We start from the raw sequence: 23,696 nt of genomic DNA on the forward strand, positions 1-23,696 counted from the left end.
CGGCCGGATGTGTGACTACGTTCGGCGTTCGTCAGATCACCGAACTCGATCAGGGGACCTGAAGTGTCATCTCAGAAGATCCGGAGCATCATCGCGGTGGCCACGCTGACCGCGGGCGTCACCTGGCTGGCTGCGGCCCCCTCGACGGCGGACACCTGCAAGGGCACCGGGGTGACGGCCCGGACGACCGCCTCGTACTGCGGCACGTACGCCGCGACCGACGGCGCCCTCGGCGGCGGCACGGCCGCCGACGAGAGCGAGAAGCTGGCCATGGCGGCCGGGGCGATGGCCGCGCAGCTCGGCCTGACCGGGCTGGCGACCGCGCGTGAGGCGCTGGGCGCGGCCGACATGGGCGGGCTGGCGGCGACCTGGGGCATGCCCTCCCCCGCGCTGCTCCCCAAGGTGCCCGAATCGCTGGAGATGCGGGATCTGGCCACCATGGCGCGGGTCCCCGCGCTGCCCGCCCTCCCCGAGGTGCCGTCGAAGCCGCTGGAGGTCAAGGTGCCCGACCTCTCGCTCGGGAACGGCCCCTCCCACAACCGCTACGCGGGCTCCGGCACCAGGCCGCCGGCGAGCCTGCACAGGCCGGTGGAGGAGGTCAGGGCCGAGGTGGTCGACGTCCTGCTGCCCGAGACGGTGGAGAACCTCCAGGACACCTCGGTGCTCGCGGGCGGCCAGACCGCGGTGGCGGGCTTCTCCGGGCTGGCGCCGCAGCTGGGACTCCGCTGAGCCACCCTGTCCGGGCGCGGACCGTGCCTGCCGCGCCCGGCATCCCCTAACCGAAGAGGCCGCGGCCACCAGCGGCCGCGGCCTCTTCGCACGCCACTCGCACACCTTGCCCATGGGACAGCACCGCATGAGCGGTCAAGCCGCCCCGAGGCTGTGCGATCCGGGACAGGCCGGCCCCGGGGCCCGGCCGCCGTGCGACGTGGCCCCCGCTCAGGAGGCGGTACGGCTCGCGACGGCACCGAGTCCCGGCATCGGCCGACCCGGTGGACGGGTCAGTGGCCGGGTCAGTGGACGAGTTCGTCCAGCTCGTCCTCAGGCAGCCCCAGATCGACCCGGATGCGGTAGCGGGTACGGAGGACCGCCACCTGCTCAGGATCGTTGTCGTCGCATCCCAGGGCCGCCTGGGTGGCCCATTCGAGCCCTCCCTGGAGGTCCCCGTAGGCGACCAGCGTCTCGGCGATCGTGTGAGCGGTCGCCGTGGAGACGCCGCCCTCCGCGCGTATTGTCTCGATGACCTCCCTGGCCTCGTCGGGTCGGTCGAGCTCGAAGAGCGTGTCTGCGATGCCGGCACGCGGGTCGAAGCCCGCCTCGCCGCCGTCCTCGACCGCGAGCTGGAAACACTCCATAGCCCGCGCCGGTTGGCCGGCCGCTCGCCACTCCTCGGCGGCGAGGACCAGGATGGATGCCCGGGAGACGTCGCCGGACGAATAGCCCAGCGCGACGTCGTACAGCCGACTGGCCAGGGAACTGTGGTCGTCGGCCAGTAGGGCCTGCTCAAGCAGACGATCAAGGTGCTCACGGGTCACATGCGCCACACCGCGAGACTACCGAGCCGCTCGGCCCTTTGCCCGGTCAATGCACATCGCCGGTCGGACACAAATTCGGTAACCCCACGTCCATAAGTGCTCACAGTGAGCGTGTCTATGCAGGTGGCAGGGCATATACGAGTCGCTTTGCTGCTACGCGAGCAAGGGGGCTGTGATGGGCATGTCCAAGCAGACGACCTTCACCCTGGCCTGTGTCGTCGTGTTGTCGGCCCTTCTTCCCGGCGTGGCGGGCTATCTGTCGGCCCGCCTCGACGCCCTCGAAGCAGCCGAGCGAAATCTCCAGGCCCTGGAGGCCAGGCTGCATGTCCGCGAGGCGAGAGACACGCGCCCGGTCTCGTTCCCCGGCGGGCCGTGCCTGCGTACGCCGGCCACCCCGCGCTTCCAGCAGGTGCCCGCGATCGCCCTCGGCGAGTACGGCAAGCGCCTGCCGGACTGGCTCTCCGGGCTGCTCAGGGAAGTCGGGCACTACGAGCGGGACTAGCGGGGGACCAGGACTCCAGCTGCCGGGCCAGGAAGCCGCAGATCAGCTGCTTGGCCGCCTCGATGATCTCCGGCGAGCCGTCGGGGTCGCGGCGGAAGGCCAGCTTCAGCACGGCGTCGCCCGCCTCGACCGCCACCAGCACGGCCAGGTCGAGCTCGGGGCCGTCGGCCAGCCCGAACTCCTTGAGCAGCAGCCCGCGCAGCCGCCCCGCGATCACCGTGTTGTTGTCGGAGTCGGAGTCGAGCAGATTGAGGTCCACGACGTCGCCGAAGTGGAGGCTCTTGAAGCCTGGAACGGTCCTGTGCATGTCGACGTACTCGTCGATGATCGCGTCGATGGCCTCCCACCAGCCGCGATATTCCTCAGCCAGGAACCTGCGGTCCACCCTGCGGACGAACTCCTCGACGTTGCGCCGGGTGAGCTCCTGGGTGACGGCCCGCTTGTCGGGGAAGAACTGGTAGATCGACCCGATCGCCACGCCGGCCCGCTCGGCTATGCGGGTGGTGGACAGCGCGTCGTATCCGGTCTCGTCGAGCAGTTGCGCGCACGCGTCGAGCATCCGCTCCACGCGCCGGGCGCTGCGGCGCTGCGCCGGCTGCCGCCTGAGTGCCTTGGGCTGGGCGCAATCATCATTCATTTGCGGCGAGGACACGGATTCATCTTCTCCCTTGGGAACGATCCTTACCGCCGAATTCCTCGATTTCTCATGATCCCGCTCCATCGCGCCAGCCCGCGCATCGCGGCCGGCGAAACCCTGGATAGGGCATATCCGATTTTCCCTTCCAGGTTGACCGGCACCACGGCCTGATTCCTGTGTACGGCCCGCAGAATGTGGGCGGCCACCCGCTCGGGCGGATACCCGCGCCGCGCCAGGTCCTTGACGGCCTGTTCCCGCACGTCAGGCCCCACGTACGTGGCGTTGCGCGCGATCGGCGTGGAGACGAATCCCGGGCAGACGGCGCTGACCCCGATCCCGTGCCCGGCCAGCTCGGCCCCGAGGCAGTCGCTGAGCATCTTCACGGCCGCCTTGGAGGTCGAGTACGCGGGCAGCAGCCGCGACGGCGCGAAAGCGGCCAAGGAGGCGACGTTGACGATGTGACCGCCCTCGCCGCGCTCGACCATGGCGGCGCCGAACAGCCGGCACCCGTGGATGACACCCCACAGATTGACGTCGAGGGTCCTGCGCCAGTCGTCCACCGTATGATCCAGAAATGGCCCGGCGACGGCGATCCCCGCATTGTTCACCACAATGTCCGGCACGCCATATTGGGAGATGATATTTCGCGAAAAATCTTCCATTTGAGCGGCGTCGGAGACGTCAACCTGCGCGGCGTGCCCCGTACCCCCGAACTCCCTGACGACGGCGTCGGCGGCCCGCGCCGCGGCGCCGGCGTCGATGTCCGCGCACACCACCTCGGCCCCATGGGCCGCGAACGCCCGCGCGGTCGCCAGCCCTATCCCGGACCCGGCCCCCGTGACGACCACCAGCCGCCCCTCGAAGACCGCATCTGATTCCACGCGCCGCATCTTCGACCTCCTATTGGACGCCTCGTCCAGCAGCATAGATCGATCAAGGGCGCGCGGCCAGCCCGGCGCAGGTACGCAGCGCCTTCCAGTCCGTGATCGCCTGGGTGCGGGCGGGCCCCGTCATCGGAATGGGGACGCCCCCTTGGATGGTGGCCGGGGTCCACGTGTCCTTCAGCACCTTGCGCCCGTTGATGGTCAGCGTCAGCACGCCGGTCCTGCCGGTCGTGCCGGGGGTGGAGTTGTAGAAGACGAAGTTGCCCATGCCGTAGTTGACGTACGCCTTGTCGAGATATCCGGACCCGAGCAGGATGTGCGCGTGTCCGCCGACCACCACGTCGGCGCCCGCCTGGACCAGCTTGGGAGCCAGCGAGAGCTGCGCCGGGTTCGGGCACTTCTGCATCTCTGTGCCCCAGTGCAGGTGGACGATCACGGTGTCGGAGTTCTTGCGCGCCTGCCGTACGGCCCGCAGCAAGCTGACCTCGTCCTTGGCGGAGGCGAGCCCGCCCTTGTCCGGGGTGGCCGTCCACGACTGGATGAACTCCGCGTCGAGCACCTGAGTGGCCCCGATGATCGCGACGCGGTTCCCGTTCACGACCTTGCGGAACGGCTTGTACGCCTGCGCCGCGTCCTTCCCGATCCCCACCACGGGGAACCTGCTGGCCTTGATGGCCGCCAGCGAGTCCGCCAGCCCGGTCTCCATGTAGTCCATGCCGTGGTTGTTGGCCATGGACGCGACGTCCACCCCGGCCGCCTTCAGCGCGGCGAACGCGGTCGGCGGCGCCCTGAACGTGAACTGCTTCCCCGGCGCGGGCGTCCCCCCTGTGGTGATCGCCGTCTCGAGGTTCACCATGGCTAAGTCGGCCCTGCGCAGCACGCTCGCGATCGGCCCGAGCGCCGTGGCCGGACTGGCGAGGCGCGCCCGCAGCCCTCCCTCGAAGTGCACGTCCCCGCCGAAGGAGATCGTGTACGGCCGCCGCTCCCGCGTCGGCTTCGCCGTCGGGGACACGGCCGCCTGCTCGTCCACCTTCTTGCTCTGTGGCTCCTTCTCGGGGGCCGAGGAGCAGGCCACCAGAGACACGGCGACAGCGAACAACGGGAGGGCACGGGGGAATCTCATCTACCGCCACTTCCGCTCGAATCCTGTCATTCAGGGATCGAGCATCCCATGAAGGGGCGGATTACCGCTCAGGCGGTTACTTCTCCATCAATCTACGCATTGCATCACGAGTGTGGTCATCCATCGGCGTGTAGACGATCAGCCGGATCTCGAGGACGGCCGTGAGACTGGTCGTCCTGAAGTGCAGCTCCCCCATCTCCGCGTGCTTGAACGCCTTCTCCCTCGGCCCCGGCTCGGCCACGTCCTGCCTGGCCCACATCCGCGCGAACTCGGGGCTTTCCGCGGCGAGCCGGCGGACGAAGTCCTGCCAGCACGGGTCGTCCGCGTGACGGCTGTAGGCGCCCCTGAAGACCGCGACGGCCCGCGAGAGCTCCTGGTCGCGGTTGAGCAGCATGGTCGTGGGGTTGGGGTTGAGGCAGGTGTGCCAGAGCGAGTTCCGCTCGCCCTCGGGCGCGTTGACCAGTTCGGGCCAGAGCGTGGCGTACGCGGCGTTCCAGGCCAGGGCGTCGCACCGGCTGTTGGCCACGCAGGCGGGCATGTCGCCGAGCCGGTCGAGGATCTGCTGCATCTCGGGCGTCACGTGGCCCGCCGGCTGGGCGATCGGCTCCGTGTGCCCGGCCAGCCGGTAGAGGTGCAGGCGCTCGGCGCTGTCGAGCCGGAGCGTGCGGGCGATGGCGTCCAGCACCTGGGTGCTGGCGTTGATCGGGCGGCCCTGCTCCAGCCACGTGTACCAGGTCACGCCCACGCCGGCGAGCTGGGCGACCTCCTCCCGCCGCAGGCCGGGAGTCCGCCTGCGCGGGCCCGGGGCCAGGTCGACCATCTCCGGGGTGATCCGCTCCCGACGGGTCCGCAGGAAAGCCGACAGATCTGTACGCCTTGCCTCTGTCACGCTCATACCTCCACTATGGAGCGAAGTGCCGGAGCTTAGCCAGTTACCGCCAATACCAGTATAAAGGGGCTCTCGTTACTGGTACTGGATGCCCGGCAAACTGATCTGCATGACCCAAACTGCCGCTATCACCCCTCCCGTGGAGACAAAGCCGCAGGGAGAGACCCGAGCCAGCGGCCTGCTTCTTGCGATCATCCTCGTGGGGCAGTTCCTGGCCATCCTGAACGTCAACATCGTCAACGTGGCCACCCCGACCATCGAGTCCGACCTGCACTCCTCGGGCGCCGGGCTGCAGATGATCGTCGCCGGATACACCATCGTCTACGCCGTCTTACTGATCACCGGAGCCAGGGTCGGCGACCTGTTCGGCTACCGCAACGCCTTCCTGGGCGGCCTCGCGCTGTTCACCCTCACCACGCTGGGCGCGGGCCTGGCGCCCTCAACGGGCTGGCTGGTCGCCTTCCGCCTGCTCCAGGGCTCCGGGGCGGCGCTGATGATGCCGCAGGTCCTGACCTTGATCCAGCGTAACTACCAGGGCGCGGCCAGGGGCCGGGCGATCGGTCTGTGGTCCCTGACGGTCAGCGGCGGCATCGTGATCGGCCAGGCGCTCGGCGGCATCCTGCTGGGCATGGGCGCGGGCTGGCGCATCGTGTTCCTGGTGCTGGTCCCGATCGGCGCGCTGCTGCTCGCGGCCGGCCTGAAGGTGCTGCCGGCCGACCGCGGCGGCGGCAAGACCGGCCTCGACCCGTGGGGCCTGGTGTCCCTGTCGGCCGCCGTGCTCCTGCTCGTGGTGCCGATGGTGCTGGGCCGCGAGCTGGGGTGGCCGCTGTGGGGCTGGATCTCGATGGGGCTGAGCGTGGTGACGTTCGTGGCGTTCGTCCGCATCGAGCGGTGGGTGACCGCCAGCGGCGGCCGCCCCCTCGTGAACGCCCAGGTGCTGCGCGCGCCCGGCATGCGGCCGGGGCTGGCGGTCCTGCTGTTCGGCCCGGCGACGTGGGGCGCGTTCCTGTTCACCTCGGCCCTGCACCTGCAGGGAGAGCTGCACCTGACGCCGCTGGCCTCGGGCATGATGCTGGTGCCGTGCGCGCTGGCCTTCGGCTTCGTCGGGCTGGGCTGGCCGAAGCTGCCCGCGCGCCTGCAGCGCCCGCTCGTGCCCTTCGGCTACGTGGTGGCCGCCCCCGCCTACCTGGGCCTCGGGCTCGCCGCCGGCGGCGGCGTCCCGTACGCGGTCATGAGCGCCCTCGTCGGCGCCGGGCTCGGCGTGCAGGTCGCGGTGACCAACATGGCGACCGAGCAGGTGGACGGCCGGTACGCGGCGGACGCCAGCGGCGCGCTGCTCACCGTGATGCAGCTCGGGCAGGTCATCGGCGTCTCCACGGTGGGAACGCTGTTCATCACGCTGAGCCAGGGCCACGGCACGGTCTCCGCCGCCCTGATGTCCGCCATCGCCATGGCCGGCCTGGCCGTGCTGGCGGGGCTGAGCTCGATCTTCCTCGTACGGCGCCGCGTACCGGACGCCGCCCAGGACCTGGGCGTCTCCTGAACCAGGGTGGCGCGTCCTACCTCCAAAAGGCAACGCGCCATACCCTGATCGTCAGCCCTTCCAGCCCATCCACGCCATCAGCCCGGTTGCTGCCACGATGACCATGACCGGGAGCACGAACTTGGTCCACACGTGGGGGTGGATCCGGCTTCCCAAGCGCCTGAGCCGCCGGAATCGTTTCTTGGGCGTCGCGCAGTAGGGGTGGAGCACCTGCGCCACCCCGTCTCGCAGGTCCTGCGGCACCTGGTGATACGCGCAGACCTCGACCTCCGCCGTCCGCGCGTCACGAACTCCGCAGATCTGGAGTTGCCAGTCCCCAACGGGCCGGCCATTGTTCGTCGGCCCTAAGATGAGCACGACGTTTCGCGCCTGGGGGTCCGCGAGAGCGCTGGTCAGATTCGCGCACGGAATAACCCGTGGGCCGTCGATCTCGATTTCCACGTCATACGACGTGTCCGGCACCGTGTTCAAGAACCGCGCGATCCGGAGCAAGGCGCGATTTTGCGATCCACGGTCGGGGAGAGTCCATTTTTCCATGCCATCTCCTGGTCAGAACCGGAGAGTGATAAGAGAAAGATGACGGCATGGGGACGCGCGTTCATGACAAGCTGTGGGTGATCCGCACTCCTCGGAAAGCGGATCCGGTGCGGCCCTGATCAAAGGCGAGCCGAGCTTGCACATCCTGGCTCGGCTTGCCATGATGTGCAGGTTTCTGCGCCTGCCACGGTAGGCGATGTGAGTGATGGGGCGCGTCCGCCGCCTTTTCGGTAACGGCCCTGGTCGACTTGCTGGCACAAGGACACCAGGGCCGTTCATCACGCGCTGACAGCCAGTGCGTCCGGATCGAATTCGCCCTCCCGAACCCCGGCGGTGAAGGCGGCCCACTCGGCCTGGGTGAAGACCAGGACGGGTCCGTCCTGCACCTTGCTGTCCCTCAGCGCGACGTTGCCGTCGGCCAGGGGGGCAACCTCAACGCACGTCGATGCGCCGTTGCAGAAGGTGCTCTTCCGCCAGGCCGCCGTCGTAGTGTGGTCGTACATTTTCTCCCCAAATGCGCAAAGAGGCTCCATTGCCTCTTTTGAGGTTTCGTCGCTAACGTCGCCATAGCATGGCCTGTCGCTGTATAAGGACGCGTGATTCGTCCTCGTCCAGAGCCTCCGACCGAATGTTGTCGAAAGCCGTCTCGTAGCCGGCTACTCGTTCGAGGTCTTCGACGAAGTTGGCAGTGTAAAGCTGTTCCAGGTACACAACATCATCAAATGCGGAGAACTTCAGGTGAATAAATGCACCGGTGTTGACCGGATGAAGTGCGTCCAGGGTGAGGACTTGGACGCTGACGTGCGGCAGCAGTGAGACCTCCAGGAGATGCTCCATCTGCTCGCGCATCACCGCGGGTTCGCCGAACCTGCGCATCAGCGCCGACTCGTCGAGCACCACGTTGAGAACGCACGCGTGGGCCCGGTGGAGCACACGCTGCTGCCTGTCGAGCCGGGCCTCGACCCGGCTCCTGACACCGCTGTGCGTGATGCGCGAGATGCCGCGAGTCGCCAGAATCACTTCTCTGGCGTAGTCCTCGGTCTGCAGAAGGCCGGGCACGACCTGGGGTTCCCAGTTGCGCTGGTGTGTGGCCTCTGCCTCCAGCCCGAGGAATCTTGTGTACTCCTCAGGCAGGGCGTCTTCGTAATCTTCCCACCACCCCCGCTGCTCCGCATCTCGCAACAGGCCGAAGAGTTCGTCAAGTTTCCGCCCGTCGAGGTGATAGAGCTCCGCCATGGCCTTGATGTCGTCGGCGCTCGGCATCGTCTTGGCCGCCTCGATCCGGCTGACCTTGCTCGCCGACCAGCCGAGCTCCCTGGCCGCTCTGGCGCCGGTGAGCGCTCGTCGCTCCCGGAGAAGACGCAGCTCCTGACCCAGCCGGAGCCTGCGCACTGTCGGACTGCCCTGCTGCGATGGCACCGTCCACTCTCCTTGTCGGGAATGAAGGTGTGGCGGGAAGGGGTCGTTTAGGGCCCGGCTTTCTGGGCCGTTCGCGCTCAATCTTACACTGCAAGTTGCACGCGGCGTGTTGCACAGCCTTGCCAGAAGGCTTTCACGAGGGGAGCCTAGGGGCAAGACGAACTCCATGTAGGGGCGGGGCTGGGGCGAAACTTCTCCCGTCGACCCTCCGGCACGACACTTGTCGTGCAAGTTGCACCGCAAATGCGAAGAAACTTAAATCTTCCCTTGCTCCACGTATTGCAGCATCGCTCACGCAGGGGGACGATCGGTAACAGGAAGGCTCTCGGACGTGAGGAGGCCGCGCATGACGACACGGCCGTACGCGTCGGGCCTTCCGTCGAAGATCGCGCGGCCCCGTGCGGGCCGCCTCGCCGGCAACGTCGCCGTCCCGGAAACGAAACTCTGTGCCAGGGAGGCCACTTGCCGGAAGGATCTCGGAATCGCCTGAAGAACTCAGCGAAACCCCGCTCATTCGAGCATGGAAAAAGCCGGACCGCGACTGATCACCAGTGCGCCGCATACGGGCTGCCACCCTGCGGCGAGACCGGTCATCAGCCGTCGGCCCGGCGAAGAAGCCACCTCTGAAAATGCCGCGAAAGGGGTCTTCTCATGTACTCACAAGGTACCAAGGGACTCGCTCGAATCAAGTCCCGGATCCGGGAACTCATGGCATGGGCCGATCGCGAAATCTGCATGGAGCCGGATGAATTCGCGCACCACGTCGGCTGGACCGTGACCAGGACGGGGTTCGGCTCCCGTCGCTACCGCGACCCACGTTTCGACCAGCTCAGCGTGCCGCACCGCGTGACGGAGGAGGTGTCCTGACGTGCCGAGGAACCCGCGCAACCAGATCTACCCGGCCAACGAGGACCTGCCCGCCGCCGGGCGCGGCGGACCGCTCACCAGGCTCTGGCGCAGCCGTACCGAGTTGATGCTGCTCACCGCGCTGGCGCTGCTCACGCTGACCCTGCACGGCGCCACACAGGAGGGCAGGTGGTGGCCGTTCGTCCTGCTGACCAGCGCCGTCTCCGTGCCGGTCGCCACCAGGACGGGACGCAACTGGGTGGTGGCCCACTTCTGGTGCGTGGTCTCCAGGCATCGCCTGCAGCGGGTATGCCTGGAGACGACGATGCACACCAGGGCGGGGCGGATCCCGCTGGTGCTCTGGATCACGCCGACGACCACGGGCGAGAAGGCGCTGGTCATGACCAGGGCCGGCATCTGCGCCGAGGAGTTCGAGGCGTACAGCGAGGAGATCGCGGCGGCCTGCTGGGCCAGGAGCGCGAACGTCTACCGGCACCGCCGGCGGGCCCAGTTCGTGATCGTGGAGATCGTCAGGCGCGACGAGGTCCCGGGGGCGGCCTCTCCCGGCCTGGACCGGCTGTACGGCAGACAGGCCTGGGTCTCGGTCAGACCCGATCTCGAGGAGCCGCCTGATCTGCCGAGAAGGGTCGCGCTGGCGCAGGCGGGCTAGAGAGCTAGGGGAATCCGGGACATTCCCCTGGGCGGGAAGCCCCGGAGACCGCGGGGGCTCCGGGGCTTCCCCATGCGCCGGGCACAGGCCAAGATGAGTTCATCTGGCGAACTCAGGGAGTCGTGATGGTGTCGACCGTCCACCGGACCTGTCCCCTCTGCGAGGCCGTCTGCGGCCTGACGCTCACCCTCGACGAGGGCGGGCACGTGACCAGCGTCCGCGGTGACCAGGACGATCCGTTCAGCAAGGGGTTCATCTGCCCGAAGGGCGCCAGCCTCGGCCGGCTCGACGAGGACCCGGACCGGCTGCGCAAGCCGCTGATCAGGGAGGGCGACCTCTGGCGCGAGGTCGGCTGGGAGGAGGCGTTCGCCGCTGTGCGGGCGGGCCTCGAGCAGGTCTCCGACCGCCGTTCGGTCGCGGTCTACCTCGGCAACCCGAACGCGCACACCATGGCGGGCGCCCTGTACAGCGCGCCGCTGATCAAGTCGCTCGGCACCCGCAACGTCTACACCGCCAGCACCGCCGACCAGATGCCCAAGCATGTGGCGAGCGGGCTCATGTTCGGGCATCCGCTGGCCATCGCGGTCCCCGACCTGGACAGGACCGACTACCTGCTGATGCTGGGGGCCAACCCGGTGGAGTCCAACGGTTCGGTGTGCACCGCGCCCGACTTCCCCGGGCGGCTGAAGGCCCTGCGCCGGCGCGGCGGGCGGCTCGTGGTGGTGGACCCGCGCCGGACCCGGACCGCCGCGCTGGCCGACGAGCACGTCTTCGTCCGCCCCGGGACGGACGCGTACCTGCTGTTCGGCATCGTCCACGTGCTGTTCGCCGAGGACCTGGTCGCCTTGTCGCACCAGGTCAACGGGTTGGACGAGGTCCGCGAGGCGGCCAAGCACTTCCCGCCCGAGTCGGTCTCCCGGCGCACGGGGGTGCCCGCCGAGGTGATCGTACGGCTGGCCAGGGAGCTGGCGGGAGCGCGTACGGCCGCCGTCTACGCCAGGATCGGCACCTGCACGGCCGAGTTCGGCACGCTGGCCCAGTGGCTCGTGGACGTGCTGAACGTGCTCACCGGCAACCTCGACCGGCCCGGCGGCGCCATGTTCCCCAAGCCCGCCACCGAGTTCGGGGGCCGGCGCAGGCCGTACGAGGTCGGAAGGTGGAAGAGCCGCGTCAGGGGGCTGCCCGAGACCAACGGCGAGCTGCCCGTGGCCACGCTGGCCGACGAGATCGAGACGCCCGGCGAGGGGCAGGTCACGTTCCTCATCACGGTGGCGGGCAACCCCGTGCTGTCGGCGCCCCACGGGGACCGGCTGGACGCGGCCTTCGCCCGGCTCGACTTCATGGTGAGCGTGGACCCGTACCTCAACGAGACCACCCGGCACGCGAACGTCATCCTGCCGCCCCCGCGCATGCTGCAGTCGGGCCACTACGACTTCGCGCTGCTCGGATTCGCGGTACGGAACTACGCGCGATACTCACCGCCCCTGCTCCCGCTGGACGGGCAGCCGTCCGAGGCCGAGATCCTGGCCAGGCTGGCCATGATCGCCTCCGGGCTGGAAGGGGATCTGGACGAGTTCGTCATCGGCGAGACGCTGCGCAAGGCCACCGAGACGCCCGGCTCGGGCGTCGAGGGGCGGGACGTGGCGGAGCTGCGCGCCGAGCTGGACGGCGAGACGGGCAGCGAGCGCCGGCTCGACCTCATGCTCAGGCTCGGCCCCTACGGCGAGTGGGCCGGCAAGGGCGACCTGTCGCTGCGCAAGCTGCTCGACAACCCGCACGGCCTGGACCTGGGGCCGCTGGAGCCGCGGCTGGACGAGGTGCTGAAGACCCGGTCGGGGCTGGTCGAGCTGGCGCCGCCGCAGATCGTCGAGGACGTCGAGCGGCTGCGCGGCAAGCTGGAGGAGGAGCCGCCGGAGATCGTCCTGATCGGGCGGCGGCACCTGCGCTCCAACAACAGCTGGCTGCACAACGTCGGCCCGCTGGTCGGCGGCAGCAACACCTGCACGCTGCAGATCAACCCGGCCGACGTGGCCAGGCTCGGGCTGGACGGCGCGGCGGTGGTCCGCTCAGCGACCGGAGAGGTCACGGTGCCGCTCGAACCCACCGACACGATCATGCCGGGCGTGGTCAGCCTGCCGCACGGATGGGGTCACCAGGGCAGTGCGCAGAGCGTGGCCGCCGAGCACGCCGGTGTCAGTGTCAACACGCTCACGGACGAATCCGCCATCGACGTTCTGAGTGGTAACGCGGTGTTCAACGGAGTTCCGGTCACGATTTCACCAACTGGGGTGATCATCGCACATTAAGGTGTCGCGCGTGACTATCGCGCCAGAAGAGGACCGCCTGAACACCCAGATCGCCTTCGCCATCGAGATCGACAAGCTGAAGCGGATCATCCGCCGCAACCACCTGATAGACGGCTCGCGGCGGGAGAACACCGCAGAGCACTCCTGGTACGTGGGCACGCTGGCGATGGTCCTCGGCGAGCATGCCCCGCCGGGGACCGACCTCCAGCGGGTTGTCGCCATGTTGCTGGTGCACGACCTGGTCGAGATCGACGCCGGTGACACGTTCATCTACGACCCGGTGGAGGTGGCCGCCCAGCCGGACGCCGAGCGCATCGCCGCCGACCGCATCTTCGGCCTGCTCCCTCCTGACCAGGGCAGCTGGATGCGTGAGCTCTGGGACGAGTTCGAGGCCAGGAAGACGCCGGAGGCCAGGTTCGCGAAGGCGCTCGACCGGTTCGCCCCGATCCTGGCCAACCACCACACCGAGGGCGGCACGTGGCCGCTGTTCAAGGTCAAGGCCGCCCAGGTCAGGGAGAAGGTGCGGATCATCGAGGAGGGCTCACCCTCGCTCGGCGCGTATGCTCTGGAGCTGGTCGAACTCTCCGTGGCCAGGGGCCACCTGTCCGAGTGATCCCCACATGGGTGGGGTAGGGGACTTGTCGTGAAAGAGGAAGTGCGAGCTAAACGTCGGCAACTGCGGGGTCTCGCCGGGCCGGTCGCCCTCGCCGATCAGCTCGAGAAATCCAAGGTCTTCGACACGCCGGTGAGGGTGCTGGCCAAGGCGGTACGCCAGCGCATCCGCCCGGGCCTGATACGTGACGTGCTGCACGGCGTCCCCCTCGGCAAGCCGCTGCACCCGCCGCTGGCGACGGTCAGCCTGGGCTGCTGGCTCTCCGCGGCCGTGCTCGACCTGGCCGGGGGCGAGCCGAAGGCCACCCGCGTGCTGCTCGCCACCGGCATCGCCAACGCGCTGCCGACGGCGGCGGCCGGGCTGACCGACTGGTCCTCTCTCCATCGTGAGCAGCAGCGGGTGGGCTTCGTCCACATGGTCTCCAACGTGGCCGCGCTCGGCCTCTTCTCCGCCTCCCTGCTGGCTCGGGTACGCGGCCATGAGCGGGCGGGGCGCACCCTGACGATGGCCGGGCTCGGGATGGCCACGCTCGGCGGCTATCTCGGTGGCCACATGGCCTACCGGCAGGCGGCCGGCGCCAACCACGCCCCGCAGATCGCCCACCTCGTGCCGCTGGGCTGGCACGACCTGTGCCTGCTCAGGGACCTGCCCGACGGCCGCCCCGTGGCGCGGCGCCTCGGTTACATCCAGCTCTTCGTGCTGCGCCAGGGCGAGGCCGTGACCGTCCTCGCCGACCGGTGCCCGCACCTGGCCGGCCCGCTGCACCAGGGCAGGCTGGTCATCGAGAACGGGGAGGCGTGCGTGGTCTGCCCGTGGCACGGCAGCACGTTCAGGCTGGACGACGGCTCCGTGCGGCACGGGCCCGCGACCGCCCCGGCACCCATGTTCGAGACGCGGATCCGGCGGGACGGCACGATCCAGGTACGGCCCGGCTTGACCTGAAGTTCGCTTGAGGTCTTACCGTCGGACCCATGATTCTTGTGACCGGCGCGACCGGCAATGTCGGCAGGCATGTGACGTCCCAGCTCGCGGAGGCCGGACTGGAGGTGCGGGCGCTCGTCAGGGACCCCGGGCGCGCGCGGTTGCCGGAACGGGTCGAGGTGGTACGCGGCGACCTGACCGCGCCCGAGACGCTTGAGCCGGCGCTGAAAGGCGTGGAGAGCGTGTTCCTGCTCTGGCCGGCGTTCACGGCCGACCACGCGTCGGAGGTGGTCGCGGCCGTCGCGGAGCACGCGCGGCGCGTGGTGTACCTGTCGGCGAACGTGCCGGACGGGCCGCCGACGCACTACCACGAGATCGAGCGGCTGATCCGGCACTCGGGGCTGGGCTGGACGTTCCTGCGGCCGGGCGGCTTCGCGACCAACACGCTGGGCTGGGCGGACCAGATCAGGCAGGGCGTGGTGCGCTGGCCGTACGGGCAGGCCGCGAGGTCCTTGATCCACGAGAGGGACATCGCGGCGGTCGCCGTGCACGTGCTCACCTCGGCGGGCCACAACGGCGCCACGTACGTGCTCACCGGCCCGGAGCAGCTGACCCAGGCCGAGCAGGTACGCGTGATCGGCGAGGCGGTCGGGCGCGAGGCGCGCTGGGAGGAGCTGCCGGCGGACGTGGCCCGCGAGCAGCTCGTGGCGGCCTGGGGCGACCCTGGCTTCGTCGACAGCGCGCTGAAGGCGTGGGCGGGCTTCGTGACGGCCCCGGAGCCGGTCACCGACACCGTGGAGCGGCTGCTCGGCCGGCCGGCGCTGACCCTCGGGGACTGGGCCCGCGACCACGCCTCGGACTTCAGTTGACCTCGCCCGCGGGGTGCTCCACGAGGGCGAGGATGCGGTTGGACATGAACCGCGCCGTGCGCACCGCCGTGCCGCCGCGGGTGACCTCGCTCACCTCGACGAGCCCCCGCCGGGTGGTCACCTCGACCCTCCGGCCGGCGCGGGTGGCCCTGATCTCGTAAGTACGCGGCGTTCCCCCGGCATCAATGACGATCTCCACCCGATCACCCTTCATGTACGTATTCATACCCATATGGGTCTGGAATTATCCGTACACCAGTACGAAAATGCCGCAATTCTCACGAACCCCGCCCCTATTGCTCCGGGCTCTTGGGGGGTGCGAAGAGGCCGCCGAGGTTCTCCAGGACCTTGCCCATCTCCGACGGGACGATCCAGATCTTGTTGGCGTCGCCCTTGGCGATCTCGGGGAGGGTCTGCAGGTACTGGTAGGCGAGGAGCTGCTGGTCCGGCTTCCCCTCGTGGATGGCCCTGAACACCATGCCGATCGCGTCCGCCTGCCCCTTGGCGCGCATGGCCTGCGCCTCGGCCTCCGCCTGCGCGCGGAGCACGGCCGCCTCCGCCTCGCCGCGGGCCCGCAGCACCGACGCCTGCTTCTCGCCCTCCGCCTGCAGGATGGCCGCCTGGCGCTGGCCCTCGGCGGTCAGCACGGCGGCGCGCTTGTCGCGGTCGGCGCGCATCTGCTTCTCCATCGAGTCCTGGATGGAGGCGGGCGGGTCGATGGCCTTGAGCTCGACCCGGTTGACGCGGATGCCCCACTTGCCGGTCGCCTCGTCGAGCACGCCGCGCAGCGCGGTGTTGATGTCCTCGCGCGAGGTCAGCGTGCGCTCCAGGTCCATGCCGCCGACCACGTTGCGCAGCGTCGTGACCGTGAGCTGCTCGACGCCGACCAGGAAGTTCGCGATCTCGTACGTGGCCGCCTTCGGATTGGTCACCTGGAAGTAGATGACGGTGTCGATGGACACGACGAGGTTGTCGGAGGTGATGACCGGCTGCGGCGGGAAGGACACCACCTGCTCCCGCAGGTCGATCATGTCCTTGATGCGGTCGATGAACGGCACCACGAGGTTGAGCCCCGGGGTCAGCGTCCTGTGGTAGCGGCCGAGCCGCTCGATGATGGCGGCCGTGGCCTGCGGGATGATGCGGACCGTGCGGGCCACCCCGAAGCCCACCGCCGCGACCACGACCAGGGCGACGATGAGCTGCTCGACGGACATGGCGACGCTCCGAAGCCGAGGGGACCGACTCCGTGGATCCTATTTGCTTTCAGCCCGGGGCGGCTTTTATATGCATAAATGGTGATCTAGTAGGCCCGGGCGTACCAACGCCCCTCGGCGCTGCGCTCCAGCGTGAGCGGCACCCCGAACGTCTGCGACAGGTTGTCGGGCGTCATCACGTGCTCGAGCGGCCCCTGGGCCACCACCGAGCCGTGCCGCAGCAGCAGCCCGTGCGTGAATCCGCTCGGCACCTCCTCGACGTGGTGCGTCACCAGCACGAGCGTCGGCGAGCGGAAGTCGCCGGCCAGCACCGACAGCCGGCGCACCAGGTCTTCGCGGCCGCCCAGGTCGAGCCCGGCCGCGGGCTCGTCGAGCAGGAGCATCTCGGGGTCGGGCATGAGGGCGCGGGCGATCTGCACCCGCTTGCGCTCCCCCTCCGACAGCGTCCCGAACCGCCGCCTGATCAGGTGGGCCGCGCCCATCATGTCGATCAGCTCGACGGCCCTGGTCACGTCGTTGGAGTCGTACTCCTCCGTCCAGCGGCCCATGATGCCGTACGAGGCCGTCAGCACCAGGTCGATGACCTTCTCCTCGGGCGGGATGCGCTCGGCCAGCGCGGCGCTCGCCAGCCCGATCCGCGGCCGCAGGTCGAACACGTCCGCCTGCCCCAGCCGCTCCCCGAGGACCTCGACCACTCCTTCGCTCGGATAGAGCAACGTGCCCGCGACCTGCAGCAGCGTGGTCTTGCCCGCGCCGTTGGGCCCGACGACGACCCATCGTTCGTCCGCGTTGACCGTCCAGTCGATGCCGCGCAGCAGGGCGGCTCCGTCGCGCCTGACGGCGACGTCCTGTAGCCGCAGCACCTGACCACCCATCCCCGATACCTCCTTAGGAGTCACGCTCGGGACAAACCTATTGCAGGGCGAGCGCTTATCGTGGATCGGTGCGCCCTGAATCGACTGTCTGTCCCTCCCTGGTCGCCTGGGGCAACGCGTGGCTCGCCGGTCACGTCGGCCTCGACGAGGCGGCTGACCACGTGGAAGCCGCCGGCGGCCCGGCCGTCGCGGGCGACGTCCCGCTCCGTAAATACCTGGCAAACCTGCGTGCCGACGGCCTGCGGGAGCTCCGGCTCGCCCTCCCCGCGCCCGGCGATCCACTCGGGCTGTCCGGCCCGGCGGCGCTCAACTCGGCCGCGGTGGACGCCGGCCAGGCCGCCATCGCGGTGCTCGACGACCGCAACCTCGGCCTGGTGCCCGCGCCCGACCTTCGCGGGTCGTCCTATGTCGGAGTACGCCTGGAGGCGTACGACTCCGGCCCCGTACGCCATGATCTGCCGACGCTCTCCGAGGCCGAGCGGGAGCTGTCCGAGGCCATGCGATCGGCCACCGACGCGCTGTCCTCCGTCGAAGGCCCCATGCAGGCCCGCCCCTCGGCCGTGGAGCGCCGGGGCGGGGAGCTGGCGCCGGGCTATCCCGCGCGGGCGCACCGCGTCGCCACCCTCGCCGCCCGGCTGACCACGGCGCTGCGGCTGGCGGACGAGCGCGGTCTCACGTCGGGGCAGATCGCCGCCCGCGCCGCGGCCCTGCGCGAGCTGGACCGCGCGGTACGCCGTGCGCTCGTGGCCGCCCATCACGCGATCTTCGAGCCGATCAGGGACTGACCTTCCGCAGCCGGAGCCCCGGCTACCCCAGGCCGTGCCGTACCGCATAGAGCGCGGCCTGGGTCCGGTCCTGTACGCCCAGCTTCATCAGCACGTTGGAGACGTGGGTCTTGACCGTCTTCTCGGCGACCGCGAGGCTCCTGGCGATCTCCCTGTTGGACCGGCCGGCCGCGATGAGCGCGAGCACCTCGCGCTCGCGCTCGGTCAGCGGCACGGGCCCCGGCGGGTCGTTCTGCGGCGACAGCATCGCCTCGGCCGCCTCGGGCGCCAGCAGCACCTGCCCGCCGTGTACGGCGCGCACCGCCTGGACCAGCGCGGTCGGATCGACGTCCTTGTAGAGGAAACCGGACGCCCCCGCCCGCATCGCCGGGCCCACGTCGGAGCGGTCGCTCACCGACGTCAGCACGATCACCCTGGTCGCCGACCCGGCCAGCCGCTCGAGCGCGCCGAGCCCGTCGAGCACCGGCATCTTCAGATCCAGCAGCAGCACGTCGGGCGCCAGCTCCGCGACCAGCTCGACGGCCTGCGCGCCGTCGCCCGCCTCCCCGACGACCGTGAGGTCGTCCTGGAGGTCGAGGAACGTACGCAGCCCCTGGCGCACCACCGGATGATCATCGGCGATCAGCACCCGGATCAAACGCCCACCTCCATGCGTACCGTGGTCCCGCTGCCGCGGGCCGACTCGACGGTCATGACCCCGCCCACGGACTCCGCCCTGTCGCGCATCGACACCAGGCCGAGCCCGCGCGACTCCGCCTGCTCGAAACCCGTGCCGTCGTCGCGTACGGTCAACGCCAGCCTGCCGTCCTCGTACGCCAGGTGCACGGACACGCTCGCGGCCTCCGAGTGCCTCAGCGCGTTGTGCAGCGCCTCCTGGGCCACCCTCAGCACCGCCACCTCGACCGCGGAGTCGACCTCCGGCAGCTCCTCGCACTCGAACGTGACGAAAGACGGGTGGAGCCGGTCGAGCATGCGCACGTGCTTGCGGAGCGTCTCCGCCAGGCCGTGCCGGTCGAGCTCGGCCGGCCGCAGCTCGACGATCACGGCCCGCAGCTCGGACAGGGCCTCCCCGGCCAGGCGCTGGACGCGTTCGAGCTCCTCAGCCGCCCGCTCGGGGGCCGTGTCGAGCATCGCGGAGGCGGCCTGCGCGGTGAGCCTGAGCGAGAACAGCTTCTGCGTCACCGCGTCGTGCAGCTCGCGGGCCATCCGATTGCGCTCCTCCAGCATGGCCAGCTCGCGACCGCGCTCGTAGAGCCTGGCGTTGGTGAGCGCGATGGCGGCGTGCGCGGCGAAGAGCGTGAGCAGGTCCTGGTCCGCCTGCGTGAAGCCGCCGGCCGTGCGCTTGTTGGCCAGGAAGATGATGCCGAGCACCTGCTCGCCGTCGCGGATCGGCACCCCGAGGAAGTCCTTCATGACCGGATGCGCCTTCGGCCACCACTCGAACCTCGGGTCCTTGCGCAGGTCGGGCAGCCTGACGGGGGTGCCGTCGCGGAGCATCGCGCCGAGCATGCCGTGCTGTCGGGGCAGCGGCCCGATCGCGTCCCACTGCTTGTCGGTGATGCCCTCGGCGACGAACTCGGCGAACGTCCCTTCGTCGTCGGGCACGCCGAGCGCGGCGTACCGGGCGTCCATGAGCCGCTGCGCCGAGCGTACGATGACCTGCAGCACCTCGCGGACCGACAGGTGGCGGGTGACGGCGAGCACCGCGGAGCTCACCGCCTGCAGGATCTCGTCTCGGTCGGGGGACACGGTCCCCAGCTTATGGTCCTAGGACGATGTGCCCACGCGGCGGCGGGTCCTCAGCCCGATGTGCGCCGCCCGCCGCCTTCCTAGCGTCGGCACCATGACGAACACCGCACTCATCACCGGCGCTTCCCGCGGCCTCGGCCTCGCACTGGCAAGGTCGCTGGCAGGCGCGGGCTGGAACCTCGTCCTCACCGCCCGCGGCGCGGACGACCTCGAGCGGGCCGCGGCCGAGCTGGGCGCCACCGCGATCCCCGGCGACGTGACCGAGCCCGGGCACGTTCAGCGGCTGGCTCAGGCGGCGCCCGAGCTGGACCTGCTGGTGAACAACGCCAGTGACCTCGGGGTCACCCCGCTGCCGCCGCTGGCGGGCTACCCGCTGGAGGCGTTCAGAGTGCTGCTGGAGACCAACGTGACCGCTCCGCTCGCCCTCATCCAGGCCACGCTGCCCGCCCTGCGCGCGGCGCGCGGGGCCGTCGTCAACATCACCTCGGACGCCGCCACGGGCGCGTACGAGGGCTGGGGCGGCTACGGCGCCACCAAGGCCGCCCTGGAGCAGCTCTCCAACGTGCTGTCGGCGGAGGAGCCCGAGGTGCGGGTCTGGTGGGTGGATCCGGGCGAGATGAACACCCGCATGCTCGCCGACGCCGTGGGCGCCGAGGAGGCGGCGGCCGCCACCGACCCGGCCAAGGTGGCCGGGGCGCTGCACGACCTGGTCAAGGCCCGTCCGGCCAGCGGGAAAGTGAGCCTGCAATGACGCTCGCGCTCGACTTCGCTCTGCCGCCCGGCCTGTCGGCGGGCGAGCCTCCCGAGGCGAGGGGGATGTCCAGGGACGCGGTACGCCTCATGCTCTCGCGCGGCGGTCTCGACCCCTCGCACCACCACTTCAGCGACCTGCCGGGGCTGCTCGACCCCGGGGACCTGATCGTGGTGAACAACTCGGCGACCCTGCCCGCCGCCGTCCGGCTCGACCGGCTGGCCGTGCACTTCTCCACCTCCAGGGAGGACGGCACCTGGCTGGTCGAACTGCGCCGCCGTACCGCCACGGCCTCGGAGCCCTACGGCGGGGGCGAGCCGGGCGAATGGCTGCCGCTGCCGGGGCGGGCGACGCTGCGGCTGATCGAGCGGGAGACGCCGCGGCTGTGGCGGGCCTCGCTCGACCGGGACGTCGAGTCGTACCTGCGGGCGCACGGAGCGCCGATCCGCTACTCGTACGTGAGCGCGGACTGGCCGATCGAGGCGTACCAGACCGTGTTCGCGACCGTGCCGGGGAGCGCGGAGATGCCGAGCGCCGCGCGGCCGTTCACCACGGAGCTGGTGACGGCGCTCGTGTCGCGCGGGGTCGGGATCGCGCCGATCACCCTGCACACGGGGGTGGCCTCGCCGGAGAAGGACGAGCCGCCCTACGCCGAGCGGTACGAGGTGCCGGCGGCCACGGCGCGGCTGGTCAACCTGGCGCTCGAGAGCGGCAACCGGGTGGTGGCCGCGGGGACGACCGCCGTACGGGCTCTGGAGACGGCCGCGGGCGAGGACGGGCGGGTGCATCCCGCGGCCGGGTGGACCCGGCACGTCGTCACGCCGCAAAAGGGCGTACGGGTCGTCACGGGACTTATCACCGGGCTGCACGAGCCGCGATCCAGCCACCTGCTCATGCTGACCGCGATAGCGGGCGAGAAACCACTGGCCCGGGCATACGAGGAGGCACTACGGAAGGGTTATCTGTGGCATGAGTTCGGCGACACCCACCTGATTCTGAAGAAATAGTCTTTACACAGATTTTGCCGTCATGATAGGAACAGCGGGCATTTAACGGGGGCTTTGTGCGTGTGCGTCCCCGTGCCCACTTCCTCATCGGAGACGTTTAATGCGTAACCTGACCAAGGCTGCGTCGCTGGCATTGCTGGCCGGCGCCCTGCTCGTCCCGGCTGTTCCCGCTTCTGCCACGACCGTCGCCGACCGGCCGTTCTCGGTCTTCGACGTCAAAGTGAAGGCGTCGAAGACGGTCAAGGCCGGCGGCAAGATCTACTACAGCATCGTCGCCACCAACAAGGGGCCCTACGACGCCGACTACTGGTTCGTCGGCGGCCAGTTCCCCAAGGGTGTCGACCTCAAGCGGATCATGTACACCACGAGCGTCAAGAAGACCGAGTGCGGCCTCGAAGGCCGTGCGTTCTGGTGCGACCTGCCGGTCGTCCTCGAGAAGGGCGACTCCATCAAGATGACCTTCGAGGCCAAGCTGAAGAAGGGCGCCACGGGCACGCAGGAGGCCACCATCGGCGTGATCTCCTACGACGTCCAGACCGGCATGGACAACATGAGCAAGGAAGAGCTGGAGCGGCTCGGCGTGCCCGAGCACGGCTACGGGAAGACGGTCAAGACCAAGGTCGTCCGCTAGCTCTGGAACGTTTCGGGCCGCGTCCGTGTACGCGGTCCACTGCGTTCATCAGGCGTTCACCTGGGGCGTCGCGGCTTCGGCCGTTAACCCAATGTTCACCGCCACACCTGCGCCCGAATGCCCGACCTGCTTCGCGAGCACCGGGCCGGGCGCAGTACCGTGGCTCGATGTGGACCAGCGCACCCTCCTCATCACCCTGAACGGCCCCGACCGGCCAGGCGTGACTTCGCGACTTTTCTCCGTTCTGTCCGCCTTTCCGGTAACCGTGGCGGATATCGAGCAGGTCGTCATCCGTGGCCGGCTCACGCTGGGCGTGCTCGTCGCGTACGCGGGCGGCCCCTCGACCGGCACCGGCACCACCCTCGGCGCCATGTGGACCGCCGTCGAGCGCGTGGCCGAGGACCTCGGCATGGAGGTGGAGCTCTCCACCGGCTCCCAGGCCAAGGAGCAGCGCCGGCGCGGCCGTCTGTCGGTCAGCGTGCTGGGCGCCACGCTCCAGCCCGCCGCCATCGCGGGCATCGCCGGACGCATCGCCGCCGCCGGCGCCAACATCGACCGCATCGAACGCCTCGCCCAGTGGCCCGTCACCTGCATCGAGCTCTCCGTCTCCGGCGCCGACCCCGACTCCTTGCGGGTCGAGCTGGCGGCCGAGGCGGCGATCCAGGAGGTCGACGTGGCCGTGCAGCGCACCGGCCTGTCGCGGCGGGCCAAGCGGCTGATCGTCATGGACGTCGACTCGACGCTCATCCAGGGCGAGGTCATCGAGCTGCTGGCCGCCCACGCCGGGTGCCTGGACGAGGTGGCCAGGGTCACGGAGCAGGCCATGCGCGGCGAGCTGGACTTCGCCGAGTCGCTGCGCCGCCGGGTGGCGCTGCTCGAAGGGCTGCCCGCCGAGGTGTTCGAGAGCGTGCGCAAGGCGGTCGTCCTCACGCCCGGCGCCCGTACGCTGGTGCGCACGCTGAAGCGGCTCGACTACCGCTTCGCCATCGTCAGCGGGGGATTCACGCAGATCACCGACGGGCTGGTGGAGGAGCTCGGCATCGACTACTCGGCGGCCAACGTCCTCGAGGTCATCGACGGGCGGCTGACCGGCAAGGTCGTGGGCGAGATCGTGGACCGGCCCGGGAAGGCTCGGGCGCTGGAGAGGTTCGCCCGCGAGGCCGGGCTGCCGATCTCGCAGACGGTGGCCATCGGTGACGGGGCCAACGACCTCGACATGATCGCGGCCGCCGGGCTGGGGGTGGCCTTCAACGCCAAGCCCGTCGTGCGCCAGGCGGCCGACACGGCGGTCAACACGCCGTACCTGGACTCGATCCTCTACCTGCTGGGGATCTCGCGGGACGAGGTCGAGGCGGCGGACGCGGAGGACGGCGTACTGACGGGGTGACCT

The 23,696-nt window shown here is 69.9% G+C and carries 27 protein-coding genes; 14 read left to right on the forward strand and 13 right to left on the reverse strand.

The genetic code is table 11. The annotated features are described in order from the left end of the window. Positions 1-63 precede the first annotated feature (63 nt). Positions 64-729: a hypothetical protein gene (locus AB0H84_RS03165; protein WP_357597296.1), complete on the forward strand. Its 666-nt coding sequence runs from the start codon at positions 64-66 to the stop codon at positions 727-729. 284 nt (positions 730-1,013) lie between these two features. Here the strand turns inward: AB0H84_RS03165 and AB0H84_RS03170 are convergent, their stop codons facing one another. After that, positions 1,014-1,544, reverse strand: coding sequence for a hypothetical protein (locus tag AB0H84_RS03170; protein ID WP_357597299.1), 531 nt, complete (start codon positions 1,542-1,544; stop codon positions 1,014-1,016). 172 nt (positions 1,545-1,716) lie between these two features. On the opposite strand from AB0H84_RS03170, the gene AB0H84_RS03175 reads away from it, so the two are divergent. Further along, positions 1,717-2,037, forward strand: a complete 321-nt coding sequence (locus AB0H84_RS03175) for a hypothetical protein (RefSeq protein ID WP_357597302.1) — start codon at positions 1,717-1,719, stop codon at positions 2,035-2,037. Here AB0H84_RS03175 and AB0H84_RS03180 read toward each other — a convergent pair. From AB0H84_RS03180 to AB0H84_RS03195, 4 genes are all read right to left on the reverse strand, one after another. Then, a complete protein-coding gene (locus tag AB0H84_RS03180; protein ID WP_357597305.1) occupies positions 2,006-2,674 on the reverse strand; it encodes a TetR family transcriptional regulator in 669 nt (222 codons plus the stop codon). The two genes, AB0H84_RS03175 and AB0H84_RS03180, sit on opposite strands and share 32 nt — an antisense overlap. Positions 2,675-2,718: 44 nt before the next feature. Continuing rightward, on the reverse strand, positions 2,719-3,555 hold the full coding sequence (locus AB0H84_RS03185; protein WP_357597307.1) for an SDR family NAD(P)-dependent oxidoreductase: 837 nt from the start codon (positions 3,553-3,555) through the stop codon (positions 2,719-2,721). A gap of 52 nt (positions 3,556-3,607) precedes the next feature. Beyond that, positions 3,608-4,681 (reverse strand): CapA family protein, encoded by a 1,074-nt coding sequence (locus AB0H84_RS03190; RefSeq protein ID WP_357597310.1) that lies wholly within the window; start codon positions 4,679-4,681, stop codon positions 3,608-3,610. A 76-nt stretch (positions 4,682-4,757) separates the two neighbouring features. Next, on the reverse strand, positions 4,758-5,576 hold the full coding sequence (locus AB0H84_RS03195) for a helix-turn-helix transcriptional regulator (protein ID WP_357597313.1): 819 nt from the start codon (positions 5,574-5,576) through the stop codon (positions 4,758-4,760). Between the two features lie 133 nt (positions 5,577-5,709). On the opposite strand from AB0H84_RS03195, the gene AB0H84_RS03200 reads away from it, so the two are divergent. After that, complete coding sequence (locus AB0H84_RS03200; RefSeq protein ID WP_357597316.1) at positions 5,710-7,113, forward strand: MFS transporter; 1,404 nt, start codon at positions 5,710-5,712, stop codon at positions 7,111-7,113. Between the two features lie 51 nt (positions 7,114-7,164). Here the strand turns inward: AB0H84_RS03200 and AB0H84_RS03205 are convergent, their stop codons facing one another. The 3 genes from AB0H84_RS03205 to AB0H84_RS03215 form a co-directional block, all read right to left on the reverse strand. Further along, complete coding sequence (locus tag AB0H84_RS03205) at positions 7,165-7,650, reverse strand: hypothetical protein (protein WP_357597319.1); 486 nt, start codon at positions 7,648-7,650, stop codon at positions 7,165-7,167. Positions 7,651-7,928: 278 nt separating this feature from the next. Then, the gene (locus AB0H84_RS03210; RefSeq protein WP_357597321.1) at positions 7,929-8,153 is read right to left on the reverse strand and encodes a DUF397 domain-containing protein; all 225 of its coding nucleotides are present in this window, start codon (positions 8,151-8,153) and stop codon (positions 7,929-7,931) included. A gap of 52 nt (positions 8,154-8,205) precedes the next feature. Continuing rightward, positions 8,206-9,069 carry a helix-turn-helix transcriptional regulator gene (locus AB0H84_RS03215; protein ID WP_357597323.1) on the reverse strand — a complete coding sequence of 288 codons (864 nt, stop codon included), beginning with the start codon at positions 9,067-9,069 and terminating at the stop codon, positions 8,206-8,208. 735 nt (positions 9,070-9,804) lie between these two features. Between AB0H84_RS03215 and AB0H84_RS03220 the strand changes: the two genes are divergently transcribed. The 6 genes from AB0H84_RS03220 to AB0H84_RS03245 all read left to right on the forward strand — a co-directional run bounded on the left by AB0H84_RS03220 (position 9,805) and on the right by AB0H84_RS03245 (position 15,294). Further along, positions 9,805-9,936 carry a hypothetical protein gene (locus tag AB0H84_RS03220; protein ID WP_357597326.1) on the forward strand — a complete coding sequence of 44 codons (132 nt, stop codon included), beginning with the start codon at positions 9,805-9,807 and terminating at the stop codon, positions 9,934-9,936. 1 nt (position 9,937) lies between these two features. After that, positions 9,938-10,585, forward strand: coding sequence for a hypothetical protein (locus AB0H84_RS03225; protein ID WP_357597329.1), 648 nt, complete (start codon positions 9,938-9,940; stop codon positions 10,583-10,585). Positions 10,586-10,710: 125 nt separating this feature from the next. Next, positions 10,711-12,891, forward strand: a complete 2,181-nt coding sequence (locus AB0H84_RS03230; RefSeq protein ID WP_357597332.1) for a molybdopterin-dependent oxidoreductase — start codon at positions 10,711-10,713, stop codon at positions 12,889-12,891. Between the two features lies 1 nt (position 12,892). Next, complete coding sequence (locus AB0H84_RS03235) at positions 12,893-13,504, forward strand: HD domain-containing protein (protein ID WP_357597334.1); 612 nt, start codon at positions 12,893-12,895, stop codon at positions 13,502-13,504. Between the two features lie 30 nt (positions 13,505-13,534). Beyond that, complete coding sequence (locus AB0H84_RS03240; RefSeq protein WP_357597337.1) at positions 13,535-14,446, forward strand: Rieske 2Fe-2S domain-containing protein; 912 nt, start codon at positions 13,535-13,537, stop codon at positions 14,444-14,446. A gap of 29 nt (positions 14,447-14,475) precedes the next feature. Then, positions 14,476-15,294: an NAD(P)H-binding protein gene (locus AB0H84_RS03245; RefSeq protein WP_357597340.1), complete on the forward strand. Its 819-nt coding sequence runs from the start codon at positions 14,476-14,478 to the stop codon at positions 15,292-15,294. Here AB0H84_RS03245 and AB0H84_RS03250 read toward each other — a convergent pair. The 3 genes from AB0H84_RS03250 to AB0H84_RS03260 all read right to left on the reverse strand — a co-directional run bounded on the left by AB0H84_RS03250 (position 15,287) and on the right by AB0H84_RS03260 (position 17,383). Further along, the gene (locus AB0H84_RS03250; protein WP_357597343.1) at positions 15,287-15,493 is read right to left on the reverse strand and encodes a hypothetical protein; all 207 of its coding nucleotides are present in this window, start codon (positions 15,491-15,493) and stop codon (positions 15,287-15,289) included. The two genes, AB0H84_RS03245 and AB0H84_RS03250, sit on opposite strands and share 8 nt — an antisense overlap. 94 nt (positions 15,494-15,587) lie before the next feature. After that, positions 15,588-16,508, reverse strand: coding sequence for an SPFH domain-containing protein (locus AB0H84_RS03255; protein ID WP_357597346.1), 921 nt, complete (start codon positions 16,506-16,508; stop codon positions 15,588-15,590). Positions 16,509-16,594: 86 nt separating this feature from the next. Continuing rightward, complete coding sequence (locus AB0H84_RS03260) at positions 16,595-17,383, reverse strand: ABC transporter ATP-binding protein (RefSeq protein WP_357597348.1); 789 nt, start codon at positions 17,381-17,383, stop codon at positions 16,595-16,597. A gap of 68 nt (positions 17,384-17,451) precedes the next feature. On the opposite strand from AB0H84_RS03260, the gene AB0H84_RS03265 reads away from it, so the two are divergent. Then, positions 17,452-18,168, forward strand: coding sequence for a hypothetical protein (locus tag AB0H84_RS03265; protein WP_357597351.1), 717 nt, complete (start codon positions 17,452-17,454; stop codon positions 18,166-18,168). A gap of 22 nt (positions 18,169-18,190) precedes the next feature. On the opposite strand, the gene AB0H84_RS03270 is transcribed toward AB0H84_RS03265, so the two are convergent. Together AB0H84_RS03270 and AB0H84_RS03275 are read right to left on the reverse strand one after the other, a co-directional pair. Continuing rightward, positions 18,191-18,805 carry a response regulator transcription factor gene (locus AB0H84_RS03270; protein ID WP_357597354.1) on the reverse strand — a complete coding sequence of 205 codons (615 nt, stop codon included), beginning with the start codon at positions 18,803-18,805 and terminating at the stop codon, positions 18,191-18,193. Continuing rightward, positions 18,802-19,917 (reverse strand): GAF domain-containing sensor histidine kinase, encoded by a 1,116-nt coding sequence (locus AB0H84_RS03275; RefSeq protein ID WP_357597357.1) that lies wholly within the window; start codon positions 19,915-19,917, stop codon positions 18,802-18,804. Before AB0H84_RS03275 ends, AB0H84_RS03270 begins: the two co-directional genes overlap by 4 nt. 94 nt (positions 19,918-20,011) lie before the next feature. Here AB0H84_RS03275 and AB0H84_RS03280 point away from each other — a divergent pair, with 94 nt between their 5' ends. The 4 genes from AB0H84_RS03280 (at position 20,012) to serB (ending at position 23,693) form a co-directional block, all read left to right on the forward strand. Further along, positions 20,012-20,668: an SDR family oxidoreductase gene (locus AB0H84_RS03280; protein ID WP_357597360.1), complete on the forward strand. Its 657-nt coding sequence runs from the start codon at positions 20,012-20,014 to the stop codon at positions 20,666-20,668. After that, complete coding sequence (locus tag AB0H84_RS03285) at positions 20,665-21,675, forward strand: S-adenosylmethionine:tRNA ribosyltransferase-isomerase (RefSeq protein ID WP_357597363.1); 1,011 nt, start codon at positions 20,665-20,667, stop codon at positions 21,673-21,675. Before AB0H84_RS03280 ends, AB0H84_RS03285 begins: the two co-directional genes overlap by 4 nt. 100 nt (positions 21,676-21,775) lie before the next feature. Then, on the forward strand, positions 21,776-22,306 hold the full coding sequence (locus AB0H84_RS03290) for a hypothetical protein (RefSeq protein WP_357597366.1): 531 nt from the start codon (positions 21,776-21,778) through the stop codon (positions 22,304-22,306). 169 nt (positions 22,307-22,475) lie between these two features. Continuing rightward, on the forward strand, positions 22,476-23,693 hold the full coding sequence (gene serB / locus AB0H84_RS03295; RefSeq protein WP_357597369.1) for a phosphoserine phosphatase SerB: 1,218 nt from the start codon (positions 22,476-22,478) through the stop codon (positions 23,691-23,693). The last annotated feature ends 3 nt before the right edge of the window (positions 23,694-23,696 follow it).

It is taken from the genome of Nonomuraea sp. NPDC050786 (assembly GCF_040654115.1).
Classification (GTDB): domain Bacteria; phylum Actinomycetota; class Actinomycetes; order Streptosporangiales; family Streptosporangiaceae; genus Nonomuraea.